At 69.3% G+C, this 15,344-nt stretch carries 13 protein-coding genes; 6 read left to right on the plus strand and 7 right to left on the minus strand.

Annotation, left to right across the window (positions count from 1 at the left end; genetic code table 11):
• Positions 1-66: 66 nt before the first annotated feature.
• Positions 67-309 carry a hypothetical protein gene (locus ACV7JO_RS02965; RefSeq protein WP_470354853.1) on the plus strand — a complete coding sequence of 81 codons (243 nt, stop codon included), beginning with the start codon at positions 67-69 and terminating at the stop codon, positions 307-309.
• A 12-nt stretch (positions 310-321) separates the two neighbouring features.
• On the opposite strand, the gene ACV7JO_RS02970 is transcribed toward ACV7JO_RS02965, so the two are convergent.
• On the minus strand, positions 322-1,305 hold the full coding sequence (locus tag ACV7JO_RS02970) for a ring-cleaving dioxygenase (RefSeq protein WP_470354854.1): 984 nt from the start codon (positions 1,303-1,305) through the stop codon (positions 322-324).
• 136 nt (positions 1,306-1,441) lie between these two features.
• Between ACV7JO_RS02970 and ACV7JO_RS02975 the strand changes: the two genes are divergently transcribed.
• Together ACV7JO_RS02975 and ACV7JO_RS02980 are read left to right on the plus strand one after the other, a co-directional pair.
• Entirely contained in the window at positions 1,442-1,996 is a 555-nt protein-coding gene (locus tag ACV7JO_RS02975) for a type IV pilin domain-containing protein (RefSeq protein WP_470354855.1), read from the plus strand.
• 47 nt (positions 1,997-2,043) lie between these two features.
• A complete protein-coding gene (locus tag ACV7JO_RS02980; RefSeq protein WP_470354856.1) occupies positions 2,044-2,751 on the plus strand; it encodes a helix-turn-helix domain-containing protein in 708 nt (235 codons plus the stop codon).
• Between the two features lie 101 nt (positions 2,752-2,852).
• Here the strand turns inward: ACV7JO_RS02980 and hmgB are convergent, their stop codons facing one another.
• The gene (gene hmgB / locus ACV7JO_RS02985; RefSeq protein WP_470354857.1) at positions 2,853-4,190 is read right to left on the minus strand and encodes a hydroxymethylglutaryl-CoA synthase; all 1,338 of its coding nucleotides are present in this window, start codon (positions 4,188-4,190) and stop codon (positions 2,853-2,855) included.
• A gap of 112 nt (positions 4,191-4,302) precedes the next feature.
• On the opposite strand from hmgB, the gene artA reads away from it, so the two are divergent.
• Positions 4,303-5,196, plus strand: a complete 894-nt coding sequence (gene artA, locus ACV7JO_RS02990; RefSeq protein ID WP_470354858.1) for an archaeosortase A — start codon at positions 4,303-4,305, stop codon at positions 5,194-5,196.
• On the opposite strand, the gene ACV7JO_RS02995 is transcribed toward artA, so the two are convergent.
• The 3 genes from ACV7JO_RS02995 to ACV7JO_RS03005 all read right to left on the minus strand — a co-directional run bounded on the left by ACV7JO_RS02995 (position 5,187) and on the right by ACV7JO_RS03005 (position 11,558).
• Complete coding sequence (locus tag ACV7JO_RS02995; RefSeq protein WP_470354859.1) at positions 5,187-7,148, minus strand: PKD domain-containing protein; 1,962 nt, start codon at positions 7,146-7,148, stop codon at positions 5,187-5,189. The genes artA and ACV7JO_RS02995 overlap by 10 nt on opposite strands.
• A 74-nt stretch (positions 7,149-7,222) precedes the next feature.
• Positions 7,223-10,909 carry a hypothetical protein gene (locus tag ACV7JO_RS03000; protein ID WP_470354860.1) on the minus strand — a complete coding sequence of 1,229 codons (3,687 nt, stop codon included), beginning with the start codon at positions 10,907-10,909 and terminating at the stop codon, positions 7,223-7,225.
• A 64-nt stretch (positions 10,910-10,973) separates the two neighbouring features.
• Positions 10,974-11,558 carry a DUF2150 family protein gene (locus ACV7JO_RS03005; RefSeq protein WP_470354861.1) on the minus strand — a complete coding sequence of 195 codons (585 nt, stop codon included), beginning with the start codon at positions 11,556-11,558 and terminating at the stop codon, positions 10,974-10,976.
• 146 nt (positions 11,559-11,704) lie between these two features.
• On the opposite strand from ACV7JO_RS03005, the gene ACV7JO_RS03010 reads away from it, so the two are divergent.
• On the plus strand, positions 11,705-12,013 hold the full coding sequence (locus ACV7JO_RS03010) for a hypothetical protein (RefSeq protein ID WP_470354862.1): 309 nt from the start codon (positions 11,705-11,707) through the stop codon (positions 12,011-12,013).
• 43 nt (positions 12,014-12,056) lie between these two features.
• Here ACV7JO_RS03010 and ACV7JO_RS03015 read toward each other — a convergent pair whose 3' ends face one another.
• Both ACV7JO_RS03015 and pdxS read right to left on the minus strand, forming a co-directional pair.
• Positions 12,057-13,241 (minus strand): mechanosensitive ion channel family protein, encoded by a 1,185-nt coding sequence (locus ACV7JO_RS03015; protein ID WP_470354863.1) that lies wholly within the window; start codon positions 13,239-13,241, stop codon positions 12,057-12,059.
• Positions 13,242-13,312: 71 nt separating this feature from the next.
• Positions 13,313-14,221, minus strand: a complete 909-nt coding sequence (gene pdxS, locus ACV7JO_RS03020; protein ID WP_470354864.1) for a pyridoxal 5'-phosphate synthase lyase subunit PdxS — start codon at positions 14,219-14,221, stop codon at positions 13,313-13,315.
• A 316-nt stretch (positions 14,222-14,537) separates the two neighbouring features.
• Here pdxS and ACV7JO_RS03025 point away from each other — a divergent pair, with 316 nt between their 5' ends.
• A complete protein-coding gene (locus ACV7JO_RS03025) occupies positions 14,538-15,305 on the plus strand; it encodes a DUF1405 domain-containing protein (RefSeq protein WP_470354865.1) in 768 nt (255 codons plus the stop codon).
• Positions 15,306-15,344 lie beyond the last annotated feature (39 nt).

Here is a 15,344-nt window from a genome sequence, read left to right on the forward strand (position 1 = left end):
TAGGAGGGTGCAATTTATCGCTGCTTCGTCCGTAACACCCGAGTACGTCGACACCGTACCGTCGGTGTGACAGAGAGCTACCTCTGCGCGCAGTGCCGGGCGACCGTCGAGCGGAAGTTCGAGGTTCGCTCGCTCATCCGGACCTGCGACGCGTGCGGTCGAAACGGTCGGTTCCTCCACGCGTCGCTCGTCGAGTCGCTGGCGTCGATTCCCGACGCCGACCGGCCGGAAGAGTGGGAGGACCTGCCGCTGGACGCCCGGTTCGAGGACGCGCTGCGGCGCGGCCTCATCCAATTGACGCGGGAGTAGCGGGCCGGCGACTCAGTCGTCGGCCTCGGGCGTCTCGGCCCGCGGCACCGTCACGTCCGTCAGCCCCGCCTCTATCTGCTCGCGCTGGGCCTCGAACTTTCCGGGCAGGACGAGCCTGCCCCCGAGGTCGTCCAGTGGCTCGTCGCTGTCGTACCCCGGCCCGTTCGTGGCGAGTTCGAACAGGACGCCGCCGAACTCGCGGAAGTACACCGAGCGGAACCAGTGGCGGTCGACCTGTGACGTGGGCCGGAGCCCCTCGGAGCGGACAGCCGAGCGCATCGCGTTCTGTGCCTCGTCGGTCGGGGTCTGGAAGGCGACGTGGTGGACCGTCCCGCTGCCCTGTCGGCCGCCCGCGACCGTCGGGAGCACGTCGACGTAGGTCCCGACCGGCCCCGCGGCGGCGAAGCGGGTCCGCTCGTCGCCGGGCGTGTCCCCCTGTGCCTGTTCGGTGCCGATCTCGTCGAACCCCATCGTCCGGAGCAGTCCCTCGGTCGGTTCGGGGTCGGCCAGCCACAGCGTCACCGAGTGAAACCCGCGGATGGCGTACTCCTCGGGGACGAACTCCGTCCACGGCACCGTCGGGTCGTCGTCGGGTATCTCGACGGCGACCAGTTCGACCGGGAGGCCGTCCGGGTCCCGGAACGGCAACACCGTCTCGCCGAACCGCTCGACTCGGTCGTCGTAGTCGACACCGTACTCGTCGAAGCGGTCCTCCCAGAACGCCAGACTCCCCTCGGGGACCCGGAAGGCGGTCCGGGAGACCTGTCCGGAGCCGACCTTGCCCTGCCGGGTGTCCTCCCACGGGAAGAAGGTCATGCTCGTCCCGGGCGTCCCCTCGGCGTCGGCGAAGAAGAAGTGGTAGGTGCTGGGGTCGTCCTGATTGACGGAACGCTTGACGAGCCGGAGGCCGAGCGTCTCGACCCAGAAGTCCATGTTGCGCTGCGGGTCGCTGGCGATACAGGTCACGTGGTGGATACCGGGCGTCGGGTCTGTCATTACCGCACTGTACGCGCTCCTGCTACTTGAATAGGCGCTGACACCGGTGTTACCGGGGCCGCCGCCGAGTCCGTCTCGGCGGTCGTCACCGCGCCGGCCGAGCGTTTATCCCCGATGACGGGTCAACCCGCCGGTAGTGAACGCACCAGCGCCCCCCGACCCGGACGAGAGAGCCGTCTCGGCCGTCGTCGGGGTCGTCCTCGTCGTCGGCCTGACGGTCGTCCTCGCCGCCGGCGTCGGGGGCCTCCTCTTCTCGGCGAACGGCGCGCTCCGGGAGCCGACGCCGTCGGTGGCGCGCTCCACCGCGACGTTCGAGCGCGGGCCGTCGGTCGGCTGTGGCGACAACCGGGTCGAACTCGTCCACGAGGGCGGCGACCCGGTCCCGGCCGCGGACATCGAAATCGCCGTCGCGCTCCCGGACAGCGGCGCGTCCGCGCGGCTCGTCGACCTGCCGGTCGCCGGGACGCAGTTCGACGACGGGAACCTCGTCGACGCGGCCAACGTCGTCTACGACAACTGCGTCGGCGGCGTCATCGCCGACGGGGGCGACGACTGGCGCGCCGGGACGGCGCTGTCGTTCGAACTCAACGCCGGCGGTGGGACCGTCGCGGCGGGCGATACCGTCGTCGTCCGGGTCGTCCACGCGCCCAGTGGGGGCGTGGTGACGACGGCTCGAATCGTCGCGGCCTGAGGGGCTTCCGATACGCTTTTGTCCGCGTCTACCAAGCCTGTGATTCAATGGCACGCGGCGCCCGCACGGACCTCGCGGAGAAGATAGCCGGTGAAGTCGCACTGAGCGAAGACCCCGGCGCGACACTGCGGAAGTGGCGCACCGACTTCGAAGTCACCCAGACCGAACTCGCCGACCAGTTGGAGGTGTCGCCGTCGGTCGTCTCGGACTACGAGAGCGGCCGCCGAGACAACCCCGGTATCGGCGTCGTCCGGCGGCTGGTCGTCGCCTTGCTCGACATCGACGAGGGCCGGGGCGGCGACCACGTCCGGCAGTACGGTCGCGTCCTCTCGGCGGGTTTCGACAACGAGGTCGTCCACGACCTGCGGGAGTACGCCGCCAACGTCGGCGTCGAGTCGGTGTACGACGCCATCGACGCGACGGAACTCCACCGGGGGAGTCAGGACACCGTCGCCGGCCACACGGTCATCAACTCCATCGCCGCCATCCAGCGGCTCTCCTCCGACGAGTTCTACCAGCTGTACGGCCAGTCGACCAACCGCGCGCTGGTGTTTACGAACGTCACGCGCGGCGAGTCCCCGCTGGTCGCCCTGCGGGTCGTCTCGCCGACGCCCAACGCCGTCGTCCTCCACGGGCTGGACGACGAAGCCGTCTGGGAACACGCCACGGACCTCGCGCGCATCGACGACTTCTCGCTTGCGGTCACCGACGTGGACCTCGAAGACCTGCTCGGAGGACTGCACTCGCTGCCCTGAACTACGAGGCTCTTCGCGGTGCCGGTGTTCGTACCACACCGCCGCGGCTCCCGCCGGTCGCCGCGTCGGCTACGAGGCTCCTCGCGGTGCTCGGAGCCTCGCTACTCCACGTACCGATACTTCCGCTCGCCCATCCGGCCCCAGCCGTCGAAGACGAACTCGGACTCGGGGGCGGTGAACTCCTCGACGTCGGCCTCGGTGTCGTGGTTGTGTACGTCGTGTACTTGCTCGTACTCGGCGAAGGAGAGTTCGTACCGGTTTCGGATCTGCTTCTCGACGTTCAGCGCCGCGATTTCGTCCTCCCAGCCCGGCACGACCGTCTCGGCGTGGACTTCGGCCTGCGCCCCGGAGCCATAGGAGGCCACGAGCAGTTGCGCGTCGTCGAAGTCCAGCCCGTTCGCGCGGGCGTGTTTCAGCCCCGCGGCGCGGGCGATGTGGACCGAACCGGTGTACCAGTTACCGACGCGCCGGGAGAGGTCGAGCGTCGGGTCGATGGCCTGTGCGTACCAGTCGCGGTAGCGTTCGGTCTCGGTGAGTTCGTCGGTGTACTCGCGGATGGCCTCTCGGAACGCGTCGTCGGTCTCGAACTCCCCGCGGGTCGGCTGGTGGCCGATCTCCGCGGCCAGCGTCTCCTCGACGTCGGTGCCGCGGACGATGTGGCGGTAGCCAAGCGCCGCCGCCTTCCGGACCATCCCCGGGAACGGCGTGTGGAACGGAATCATCTCGTAGTCGTCGGGGTGGATGTCGCCGGCCACCGCGGCGAAGTCGTCGAGCGCCTCGCGCATCCGGGCGAGGTAGACGTTGACCGAGCGCTTGCCGTCGACCGAGGGGAACTGCTGGTTGGGCTTGAGGAAGTCCGTCTCGTCGGCGCTGCCAAAGCCCTGTGCGGCCGACAGTTCGACGAGATTGGGGTCCTCGTCGACGAGCATCGCCACCGCGCCCGCGCCCTGCGTGGCTTCGCCGGGGTCGTCGCGGGCGTACAGCGCCGTGTCGGTGGCGATGACCAGTGCCGCGCGGCCGCGGTTGCGACCGGCGCGAATCCAGTTGTAGGCGTCGTCGAGACTCTGCGTGCCGGCGATACAGGCGAACTTCCGCTCGCCCTTGTTGGCGTGGTGGAAGTCCTCGCCGTACACCTGTTCGAGACAGCCCGCGACGTACGTCGAGACCGGCTTGGAGTTGTCGAAGGCCGACTCCGTCGCCACGTCGATGCGGCCGATGTCGTCGGGGGTCAGCCCCTTTCGCTCCATCAGCCGGTGGGCTGCGTTCGACGCCATCGTCACGATGTCCTCGTAGACGTCGGGGAACGAGGAGGCCCGCAGTCCGAGCCCCTTCGTGTACTTCTCCGGGTCGTCGTCCTGTGCGGGAGCGAACGTCTCCGCGAGGTCGAGTTTGAGCTTCCCGGTCCGTATCTCCATGCCGTCGATACCGACGCCAGTCATGGGTCGACGGTCATCGCGTGTGCTTAATACACTGTCGACTGTATTTTCGACAGTCGTCGAATCCGCCCGCGGAACATTATTGCCCGTCAGTCGCCGACATCCGGTGAGAGGCGTGCTCGAACCACTCGACGTACTCGACTGGCTCTTCCTCTGTGCCGTCTCGGCGCTGGCGCTCAGCGTCGGTACGCGGCGGGCGGTCGGCCGCCGAGTGTCGCGTCTCGTCGGTGCCGCGGGCTGGAGCGCCTTCGCCGTCTTCTGGGCCGCGACCGCGGCGGCGTATCTCGGCGACGGCCGCGCCTTCCTCGGGGCGGTCAGCGGCGTGACCGCCGGGCTGAGCCTGTACGCCGTCTCGCTGGTCGGCCGCGGCCGGTCGCCGGGTCGTCGGCTCACGACGGCGTTCGCGGTCATGGGGCTGCTCTTCGTCCCGTACCAGTTCGTCACGCCGGTGTTCCACGGCGCTTTGCGTCTGGTCACTGCACACACCGTCTGGGGCCTGTCGCTCGTCGGGTTCGACCCGAGCGTCGAAGTCGGCATCACCGGCCAGCCGACCGGGCTCCGGTTCGTTGCGGTGCCTTACATCCGCTACAACGTCATCTCCGCGTGTACGGGTATCAGCGCCCTCGCGCTGTTTGCCGGCCTCGTCAGTACCGCCGACGACTCGGTCCGACGGAGAGCGGCGACAGCGACCGTCGTCTGTGCGGGCATCTACGGCCTGAACGTCTTCCGGATGGTCCTCGTCGGCGGCGCTATCGGCGGTCAGTGGTTCGCTGCGACCCGACCGCTGACCGGGGCGTTGTTCGGCGTCCGGCGGCCGGCGCTGGCGTCGTTTTACTTCGCCGAGTACGTCCTCGCGCAGGCGCTCGTGGTCCTCGCGCTCGTCGCCGTCTACGTCGGCCTGAGCCGTCGCGTCCCCAGCACCGCGACGCTCGTCGACGACCTGCTGGCGGCGGCCGACCGGGACCTGCGGCGGGCCGGCGAACTGGTTGCCGGCCTGTATCAGCGCTGACGGCGGCGCGCCAGCCCCACGAGCAGGAGCGCGAGGACGACCGCCCCCGCGGTGAATCCGGGCGACCCTACGTCGACGGTGTACGGGATGGTACGGGTGACCGAGGCTTCCGTCCCCTCGTCGTCTTCGACGACGAGCGTGATATCCGTCGACCCGTCGCCACCGTCGTCGACCGTTATCTGTTCGCCGTACTCGTCGAAGAGGCTCTCGGAGTCCCACTGATAGGTCTGTATCTCGCCGCCGTCGGGGTCCGTCGAGGCCGAGGCGTCGAGGGTCAGCGTCCCGTCGCCGTTCTCGATGACGGTAAAGGACGGGTTCGGCGGGAGGTTCACGAACAGCGTGCCCGTCGTCGCCGACGCGGCGTTCCCGACGCCGTCCGTCGCCGTGACCGACACCGACTGGTCCCCGCCGGTCGGGGAACTCCCGACGGTGAAGGTGGTCTCGTAGGTGCCGTCGCCGTTCCCGTCGGTCAGCGTGGGGGTGCCGGCGTCGAAGGCGCTCGCGTCGGCCGTCACCGCGTCGACGCCGCTTCCGCCGTCCGTCGCGGTAGCGCTCACCGTCACACTGTCGCCGGATTCGACGACGCCGTCGTCGCCACCCGCCTCGGTCAGCGTCGCGCCGGTGAGCGTCGGGCCGGCGGCGTCGACGCGGACCGTGTCGCCCGTCGCCGTCGACGCCGTGTTTCCGGCGGCGTCCGCGGCGCTCACGGTCACCGACTGGTCCCCGCCGGTCGGGGAACTCCCGACGGTGAAGGTGGTCTCGTAGGTGCCGTCGCCGTTCCCGTCGGTCAGCGTGGGGGTGCCGGCGTCGAAGGCGCTCGCGTCGGCCGTCACCGCGTCGACGCCGCTGCCACCGTCGGTGACGGTGGCGGTCACAGTCACGCTGTCGCCGGCCCCGACCACGTCGTCGCCCCCGTCGGTGAGGCTCGTCGAGTCGATAGACGGCGGCGTCGCGTCGACGGTCAGCGTGCCCGTCGTCGCGGTGTCGGCGGACCCCGCCGTGTCGGTCGCGGTCACCGTCACCGTCTGGTCGCCCTCGGTCGGGGAACTCCCGACGGTGAAGGTGGTCTCGTAGGTGCCGTCGCCGTTCCCGTCGGTCAGCGTCACCGTCCCGACGTTGAACGCCCCGGCGGCCGCGGTGACCTCGTCGATACCGGCGCCGGCCTCGCCTATCGTCGCGGTCACGGTCACGCTGTCGCCGGGGGCGACGACGCCGTCGCCGTCGGTCGCGTCGACCGCCGAGACGCCGTCGATGGCGACCGACGGCGTCCCGACGACGACGGTGCGCGTCGCCGTGTCCGTGCGGCCGACCTCGTCGATGGCGGTGAGTTCGACGGTGTAGGTACCGGCCGCGCCGAAGGTGTGGGAGGGGGAGACGCCGGTCGTGGTGGTCCCGTCGCCGAACGACCAGCGGTACTCGGCTATCGCGCCGTCGCCCTCCGCCGACGCGGACGCGTCGAACGCGACGGCCGTGCCGGGGGCCGGGTTCGACGGCGATAGCTGTATCCGTGCCGCCGGTGGGAGCCACGCCGACCCCGCGACGATGTCCTCGGAGACCCGCGTCAGGACCGTGTTCGACGGGTCGTGGACGACGAGCAGTGTCGCGGTCTCGCCGGGTAGCGCGTGGCCGCGGGCGAACTCGTCGCCGGGGTCGAAGTCACCGTCGCCGTCCCGGTCTGTCACGTTGCCGGGGTCGAACCCGTAGCGCTCGGTGACCGACCCGCTGCGCGCAACGAGCGTCAGCGACTCCAGCGGGACGGCGTCGCCGCCCTCGTGGGTCACCGTCAGGTCGACCGGGGTCAGCGACACCGAGAGGTCCAGCAGCGGCGTCTCCGCCGACCCCCCCGGACCGCCGCTGAGAAAGACCCCGGCACCGACGGCGACCGTCACCACGACGACGCCCGTGAGGAGGACGACGCCGACGGTCTCGCTCTGTGCCCGGTCCGGTCGCATCTAGTCGCGTCTCGACGCCCTCGGGTAAACCTCCTTCGGGTGTTTCGGGGCGCGAAGCGGCCCCCGGCCGGCGGTCACTGGACGGTTCCCTTGCTTGGAGTCCCGACCTCGCTGACGCCGTTGGGGGAGTAATCGAGCGTCTGCGGGTCTTCGGCCGGGTCCTCGACGACGAGTTCGTCCACGAACAGCGAGTTGCGCCCCTGCGAGAGGTCCGCCTGCGCCACCGACGACGAGACGATGCGGCCGTCGGCCACCCTGATGTCGCCGGCGGAGTTGAACTCGACGAAGCTGTTGGTGGCGACGAACGTGCTCGTGTTCCCGTCGATAGAACTCCCCGTGCTGGTGACGTTGACCTGCCCGTTCGTGCTGGTGAGGTTCGCGTCGTTTCGCAGCGAGATGCTGTCGAAGCTGTACGTGTACACCTGTCCGTTGTCGGCGAAGAGCCGCGCGCCGTCGGCGGTTATCGCGCCGCCGGTGGTCGTGACGTTCACCGGCCCGGCGTTGGTCGCGGTCGCGTTGACGTCGGTTAGCGAGAGGGCACCGGCGGTGCTGTAGACGTAGACGCGGCCCCCGTTGTTGGTGTACAGCTTCGCGTCCGTCGCGGTCACGCCGCCGCCGGTCGTCGTCACGTTCACTTCCCCACCGGTCGAGGTCAGGTTCGCACCGACCAGCGAGACGCCGCCGTCGGCCCTGACTTTCGTCAGGTCGTTCGTCGCGTACAGGAAGGCGTCGTCGGCCGTGACGGAGCCGTCGACGGCCGTGAGGTTCACCGCGGCCCCGTTGTTCGTCTGGAGGTCCGCGTTCGTCGCCGAGATGTCGGTCTGTGCCACCACGTGGACCCGGTCGTTCGACGAACTGACGGTGGCTTGGTCGAGGGTCGCGCCCCCGTTCGTGACGGTGACGTTGACCTGTGACCCCGGCGAGGACAGCTGCTGCGAGGTGAGGTCGACCCCTTGGGTCCCGGTCAGTTCCAGCCGCCCGCTCGTCGCCGTCATGTCCACGTCGGACGTGATGCGGTTGGCGCTGATGTCTATCGGTGCCCCCTCCAGCGTGCCCACGTCCGAGGGAATCACGAGGTTGACCGACGGCTGGTCGAAGCCGCTCTCCAGCTCCGACGCGGTGTAGGTCGTCTCGCCGCCGTCGTAGGTCCCGTCGTTGTCGGCGTCGTCGTACGCGAGGCTCCCCGACGGGCCGGGGTCGGCACCGCCGCCACAGCCGTCGCCGCCGCCGAGGAACGAACACTCCCCCTCCTCGGCCCAGTCGCTCGCGCTGTCGGTGTCGACGTAGCTCCCGCCGCTCTGGGTCCGGTAGGCGACCTGTCCCTCGCCGCTGTATGTGAACGAGGAGCCGTCGCCGAACGTCTCGCCGCCGTAGGCGAACCGGTCGACGAGCGTCCCCGAGCTGTCGCGCAGTTCGACGCGTTCGCCGCCGTTGTTCAGCGCGATACCCAAGTTCTCGACTTCGCTCTGTGAGACGCCGTCCCACTGGTTTGCGAACGCCGTCGGGTTCCGCGCGAAGTAGACCGCGCCGTCGACGTTCGAGAGGGTCTGGCTGCCGTCGTCGTCGGCGAGGGTCCACCCGCTGGTGTCGACGCCGCTTGGCACCTCGACGCGGACGAACTCGCCGTCGCTGTCGGCAAGCTGTGCCGGATTCGGCTCGACCGCAGTGATGAGCGTGTCGGAGCCGGCACCGCCGCCGCCGCCGCCAGTTCCGGCCTGCCCGCCGCCGACGGACTTGCCGATGACGCTCAGTTGTGGGTCGTCGATGACCCACTCGTCGTTGGCGGTGTCCGCGCCGGTCTGGACGAACCGGAGCGCGAGGTCGTCGTGTATCGCACCGGCACCGAGCCGGACGATTCGGTGCTGTCCGGGGTTGGTGCCGGTGAGTTCGAGGCTGTCGACCTCGTTCCAGTTGCCGGCGCTGTCGCGGTACTCGACCGCGATGGCCCCGTTACCGTCGCCCACGTCGCCCTCGTCGCTCTCCTTGAGCCAGTACTGGAAGACCACCAGTTCGGCACCGGTCGTGTCGTATCCGGAGGTGACGATGCCACCGTCGTTCCCGCCCGGCAACACGACCGCCTGTCCGCTGTTGGCGCCCGTGCCCCGGCGGAACGGCCCGCTCCCTTGGAACGAGCCGAACGTGCCCCACTTCCCGAAGCCCGCGTCGAAGCTCTCGTACATCGGCGTCGAGACGCGTCGGGAGGCGTTGACCCCGCCGCTCTGGGCCCATAGCGTCGCGTTGCCCTCCGTGCGCGCGAACCGGACCTTCCGCTGGGCGGTCCCGCTCGTGCCGGTCACGTTCGTCAGTTCCTCCTCCGTGTCGTCGGCCAACAGGTCCGCGACGCCGGTGTCGTTGGACGCGAAGCCGACGACCGCACCTGTCTGTGACGACCGGGTCTCGGCCTGCAGTTGCACCCTGCACGGGCCAGACCCCTCACAGGTCTCGCCGTCGCTGGTCGTCCCGGGAACCGCCGTCGCCGCCGTCCAGTGCATCGTGTAGTACGACCCGGGGCCGCCGTCGCCGTTGCCGGACGCTTCTACCTCGACCGTTATGGAGACGTTCTGTGGCGTTTCGGCGTCGAAGGTGCCGTCGATGCCGGCGTAGCTGAACTGGACGCCCTGCTCACCCGTCCCGCTGGTCGGTGCCGTGTACTCGAAGCTGACCGACCCGTCGGCGTCGGGCGTTCGTTCGGCGCTCGCGGTGCCGGTCGACGCGAACTCGCCGGCGCCGGCCTGTGCCTGCACCGGGGTGTCGGTCGCGTTGGCCGGCGGGTTGTTGAACCGGTCGCGGACCTCCAGTTCGAGGGTGACCGTCTCGCCTTGGTCGACCGTCGTCACGTCGCCGGTCACGTCGGTCAGGTACGCCGTGTCCTCGGCGGTCACCCGCGTCCCGACGCCGGCCTTGGCGAGGCGCAGGCGGTAGTCCGTGCCGGGTTCGAACGTGAGCGTGACGTTGTTGCGTCCGTCGACGGTGTCCCCGCCCGCCGAGACATCGACGAGGTAGCGGTCGTCGTAGCTGTCGGACGGGTCGTACTCCGATTCGAGGATGGTCTGCCACCTGCTGGCCGGGAGCCGCGAGTAAAACGAGAGCGTGACGGACTGGCCGGCCTCGTCGTTCGTCACGCCGATGGTCCGCGCCGAGCGGCTGACCGGTTCGATGTCGAGGGCCGTCGCGCCGCTCGACGTCCGCGACAGCGAGCCGTTGAGCGCGACCAGCGTTATCTCGCGGCCGTCGACGACGGTCTGTCCGGAGAGCGCGACAGACTCGCCCCGGAACCGGTTGTACAGCGTCGAGTGCTCGTAGTACGTCGTCGGCGCGTTCGTGTACTGGTTGTAGTTGGGCGTGTACACCAGCGCCCCGGTGTTGTACCGCCGGGGTGCCCCGTCCCACTCGTCGTCGGTCTCGCGGGCCAGCGCCTCGGCGTTGGTTATCGTCAGGTCCACGTCGGTCCGGACGGTGCCGTCGGTCCGTAACGACCCGGTCGGCGGCCCGGGGTTGACCGCGACGGCCCGACTCGGGTACCGCGTCCCGAGTTGTACGGTCACGGCCTGTGAACTCGACCGGGCGGGCACGGAGACGATGGCGTTTCGCGTGTCTTGTAGCTGGCTCTGGACCTCTTGATTGTGGTTGAACTCCACCGCGCGGTTCTGACTGGGGACGACGAACGCCTGATACGACGAGAACGCGACGATGAGTGCCGCGAACAGCAACACGGCACCGACCTGCACCGACTGCCCGCGCTCGTCGCCCGCGAAAGTCATGGCCGTAGTACCGGAGTCGGAGGTAAAAACCTGTCCGCCGGCTCGGGATGCGAGTCCGGGTGACTCAGCCTTCGTCCTCTTCCTCGACGACCTCCGGGTCGCTCATCGCGGTCTGGAGGCTGTCCAGCCCGTTGACCCACTCGGAGACCAGCCCGTAGTCGAGGTCCTCGACGACCTCCATCGGGAGTTCGTCGCCGTCGACGACGCGGGTGCCGGCCTGCACGCAGTAGCCAAGCGCCGCGTCGAGGTCTTCCTCGGCCTCGGCGTCGGCGGCGGCACCGACGTAGTCGGCGACGGTCGCCTCGTCGGCGACGCCCTCGGCGACGTACTCCTCGGCGGCGTAGAAGACACAGACCAGCGAGGTCTGGACGCCGTCCAGCAGCATCAGCGTGTCCTCGTCGTCCATCTCGATGTCGTCGAGGACTATCTCTCGGACCCCCGCGAGTTCGTCGAGCGTCGTCTCCTCCTCCAAGTCGCCGTCCTCGTAGTCAGTGAGAATCTTCGCCACGGCGATGGCGGCGTCGTCCTGCAGGTTCAACAGCAGGCGCGCCGAGTCCTCGTCCTCGGGGTCGACCCCGTCCTCCTCGATGCGGTCGAGCCAGTTCTGCCAGCGTTCCTCGGTGTAATACTCCCCCGGCGGAGTGCTCATACCACGTCGTTCGTCCGCCCGGGGATAATAGCTTCGACCGGCGACGCCCGACCGCCCGACCCGAAAAGCGGCCGTCTGCGGGCGGCTGCGTAGCTATCTGTCTCACCGGTGGATTTATCGGCGCAGCCACAAAACAGTGGTAACACATGTCACAACACCGGCCGACCCGCCGACCCGGCGGCCTCTCGGACCCGGCGGTCGCGGGACGACTCGCCGAGCGAGCGGGCCTCGTCGCGGTGGTCGTCGCGCTCCCGTTGGTGGCCGGGACGCTCGTCGGACTGGTCGGCGACGCCGCCTCGCCGATGGCCGCGGTGACCCTCGTCGCGGCCGCGATGGCGACGCCGCTCTCGGCCGGGGACGGTCTCGCGTGGCTCTTTCACGCCAGCGCGCTGGCGCTGCTGGCCGGCTGTTGGCTGCTGGGGCTCGGGTTGGTTCTCGACGGACTGTTCGGCTGAGTAGGCCCCGGCCGCCGGCCTGTTCCCGCTCGACTGTGCGGCGTCAGCCCTCACCGTCTGCCCGTGTTTGCTCGACGACCGCCGTCTCCTCGACAGCACCGTCCCGTGCCGAGAGCGAGCGCTGGGGGAACGGGATGGCGACGCCCTCGTCGTCGAACGCGGCCTTTATCTCGCGGACGACGGCGGAGATGGCGCGCCACTTGCGGGGCGGCGTCGGGTGGTCTATCCAGAACCGCAGTTCCATCACGACGGCGGAGTCGCCGAAGGACTTGGGGACGACGTGGGGCGGCGGCGAGTCCACGACGTGTTGGATGTCGGCGATGGTCTCGCGGGCGAGTTCGCGGGCGTACTCGACGTCCGTGTCGTAGTCGACGCCCACGTCGAGAGTCAGCCGGAGCAGCCCCTTCTGGCTGCGGTTGGTCACCGGGCTGTCGCTCACCCGGTCGTTCGGGATGACGACGAACTCCCCGTCGAAGTTCTCCAGCCGGGTGTTGAAGATGGTGATGTCGGTGACGATACCCTCTTGGTCGCCGACGACGACCCAGTCTCCGATTGTAAAGGGCCGGGAGAACATCAGGACGAAGCCGGCGATGAGCGACCCCAGCGTCTGCCGGGCGGCGAAGCCGACCACGATACCGAGGAAGCCGGCCCCGACCAGCAGGCCGCTGAGGTCGATACCCCACAGCGAGAGGATGGAGGCGGAGATGGTGACCACGAGCGCGACCTGTCCGACCCGGATGATTATCTCCTCTTGGTGTTCGGTGACGCGGTCGGAACCCTCGCCGAAGCGGTCGACGGCGCGCTTGAGCTGTTCGGAGGCGGCGAAGCCGAGGACAACCAGAAACAGCGAGAGGGCGGCGGCGAACAGCCGCGGGACGGCGTTGCCCAGTTGCGTCGCCACCGCCACGGCGAGGTCGTACCGGCCCCAGACGACCAACAGGCCGAGTCCGGTCGCGACGATGGCGGCGACTTGTGCCCCGCGGAGCACGAGTCCCGAGAACGACGTGGGGACGTACTCGCTCATCGAGTCGGCGAACTCGCCAGCACGGCCGGTCATGTACCGCGAGGCGAGGGCGCGCTGAATCTGCCTGATGCCGAACGGGAGCGCGAGCAGGGCAACGAGAAGGGTCACCACGACGAGGCCGGCACTGACCGCGAGCCGGCCCTCGGCGCTGGTCAACTGCTCCAGCAGTCGCCGCGCCTGCTGGACCACGTCGGTCTGCTGCATAGTTCACAACGCGGACGCGTTGCCTTGTGTGTTACCGTCCGCGGACGACGGGCGAGCGGACTCGACGGCGCTCAGACGCCCCGTCCCTGTAGCTTCTCCTCCTCGGGGAGGTCGGCGTTGGCGTCGCCTTTCATCCCCTCGCCGACGTTCCGGCTGATGTCGACGAGCGTCTCGGGGTCGTCCCAGTTGTTGACGGCCTCGACGATGGCGGTCCCCATGGCCTCGGGGTCCTCGGCACCGAAGATGCCCGAGCCGACGAAGATGCCGTCACAGCCGTGGTGCATCATCAGCGCCGCGTCGGCGGGGGTGGCGATGCCGCCGGCGGCGAAGTTCACCACGGGGAGTCGCCCCATGTCGGCCGTCTCGTGGACGAGGTCGGCGGGGGCCTCGTGTTCGCGGGCCCACTTCTCGCGCTCCTCGTAGTTCATTCCCGACAGCTCGCGGATGGCCCCTTTGATGTTGCGCTGGTGGTGGACTGCCTGATTCACGTCGCCGGTGCCGGCCTCGCCCTTGGTGCGAATCATGGCCGCGCCCTCGTCGATGCGCCGCAGCGCCTCCTGTAGGTTCCGCGCGCCACAGACGAACGGCGCGGTGAAGTCGCGCTTGTCGATGTGGTAACGCTCGTCGGCCGGGGTGAGAACCTCGCTCTCGTCGACCATGTCCGCGCCGGCGGCCTCCAGAATCTCCGCTTCCTTCGTGTGGCCGATACGGGCTTTCCCCATCACCGGGATGGACACCTCGTCGATGACCTCGGTGAGCGAGGCGGGGTCGGCCATCCGCGCGACGCCGCCGCGCTTGCGGATGTCGGCGGGCACGGCTTCGAGGTTCATCACCGCGACGGCACCCACGTCCTCGGCGATGCGGGCCTGTTCGCGGTTGACGACGTCCATGATGACGCCGCCCTTCTGCATCTTGGCGAAGCCGCGCTTGACGAGGTCTGTCCCGCGGCGAAGGTCCTCCAAATCGGTAGCTTCGGGCATTGTCAGCGGCTTGGGACTGGATTTACTTAACGCGTGTCCTTGCCGTGAGGACGGGAGTTCTGGGACGGTTCCGAGGGAGCACTGCGACCGAGAGAACCGGTTTTCGCCCACGTTTTGCCCGAGCGGTCGGGAGCGACGCGACCGACCCGACGGGGAAAAGGTGGTATCTGCGTGTCCTTGCCGTGAGGACGGGAGTTCTGGGACGGTTCCGAGGGAGCACTGCGACCGAGGGAACCGGTTTTCGCCCACGTTTTGCCCGAGCGGTCGGGAGCGGGCCACCGCTACCGTTTTCTTCGCCCCAGCCGACGGAGCGGACATGGTGAGAGTCGGCGGCCGAATCGAGAGCGTCGTCGCCCGCGTCTTCGACGGGTCACTGCCCGACCCGGCGGGCCTCCCGCGATACGTCGCGCCGCTTCCGGAGTGGGTCGAGAACGTCGGCCTCCGGCTGGCGTGGCCCATCGCGCTGGTCAACCTCGTCGGGACGCTCTTTGGCTTCTGGTACTACGCCGGCCGGCCGCTGGAGGCGGCCCCGCCGCTGGTCGAGGGGCAACTGGGTGCCGCGCCACTCGCCGCCTACCCGCTGATTCCCGACTCGCCGGTGGCGACCATGTTCATCGGGCTCTCCTTGGTCGCGTGGCGGCTGGACATCGATGCCGAGTGGCTCCACGCGCTGGCCTTCTTCGGCTGTATCAAGCTCGGCCTGTGGACGCCGTACGTGCAACTGTTCCTCAACGGCCCCGGCGGCGTCCCGCTGTGGCTCTACTGGTTCCTCGTCACCTCGCATCTGGCGATGGCCGCCGAGGCGTTCCTGATTCACCGCTACGCCACGTTCTCGGTGCCGGCGGTCGCCGTCGCTGTCGCGTGGTACGGGTTCAACGACCTCGTCGACTACTTCGTCCCCGTGTTCGACGGTCCCCACCACACGTGGTTGCGCGCGGAGCCGCTGGTGGCCCCCGGGCAGTTCGACCACACCGTCGCGGCCCACGACTTCGCCGCGGCGTGGGCCGTCGTGTTGACGCTGATGGCGACGTTTCTGGCGCTGTCGACGCGGGTCGAGAAGCTCAAAGGGCCCTCCGACGGGTGACGCGACGGGAATGCCTAACTGAGTAGGCACATCTGGTAC

It is taken from the genome of Haloarcula sp. MBLA0138 (genome assembly GCF_055632455.1).

Excerpts from the sequence above, each read along its gene's own strand:
- ACV7JO_RS02970 (WP_470354854.1), bottom strand. The coding sequence starts at position 1,305 with ATGACAGACCCGACGCCCGGTATCCACCACGTGACCTGTATCGCCAGC.
- ACV7JO_RS02980 (WP_470354856.1), top strand. The coding sequence starts at position 2,044 with ATGGCACGCGGCGCCCGCACGGACCTCGCGGAGAAGATAGCCGGTGAA.
- hmgB (WP_470354857.1), bottom strand. The coding sequence starts at position 4,190 with ATGACTGGCGTCGGTATCGACGGCATGGAGATACGGACCGGGAAGCTC.
- ACV7JO_RS02995 (WP_470354859.1), bottom strand. The coding sequence starts at position 7,148 with ATGCGACCGGACCGGGCACAGAGCGAGACCGTCGGCGTCGTCCTCCTC.
- ACV7JO_RS03000 (WP_470354860.1), bottom strand. The coding sequence starts at position 10,909 with ATGACTTTCGCGGGCGACGAGCGCGGGCAGTCGGTGCAGGTCGGTGCC.
- ACV7JO_RS03005 (WP_470354861.1), bottom strand. The coding sequence starts at position 11,558 with ATGAGCACTCCGCCGGGGGAGTATTACACCGAGGAACGCTGGCAGAAC.
- ACV7JO_RS03010 (WP_470354862.1), top strand. The coding sequence starts at position 11,705 with ATGTCACAACACCGGCCGACCCGCCGACCCGGCGGCCTCTCGGACCCG.
- ACV7JO_RS03015 (WP_470354863.1), bottom strand. The coding sequence starts at position 13,241 with ATGCAGCAGACCGACGTGGTCCAGCAGGCGCGGCGACTGCTGGAGCAG.
- pdxS (WP_470354864.1), bottom strand. The coding sequence starts at position 14,221 with ATGCCCGAAGCTACCGATTTGGAGGACCTTCGCCGCGGGACAGACCTC.
- ACV7JO_RS03025 (WP_470354865.1), top strand. The coding sequence starts at position 14,538 with ATGGTGAGAGTCGGCGGCCGAATCGAGAGCGTCGTCGCCCGCGTCTTC.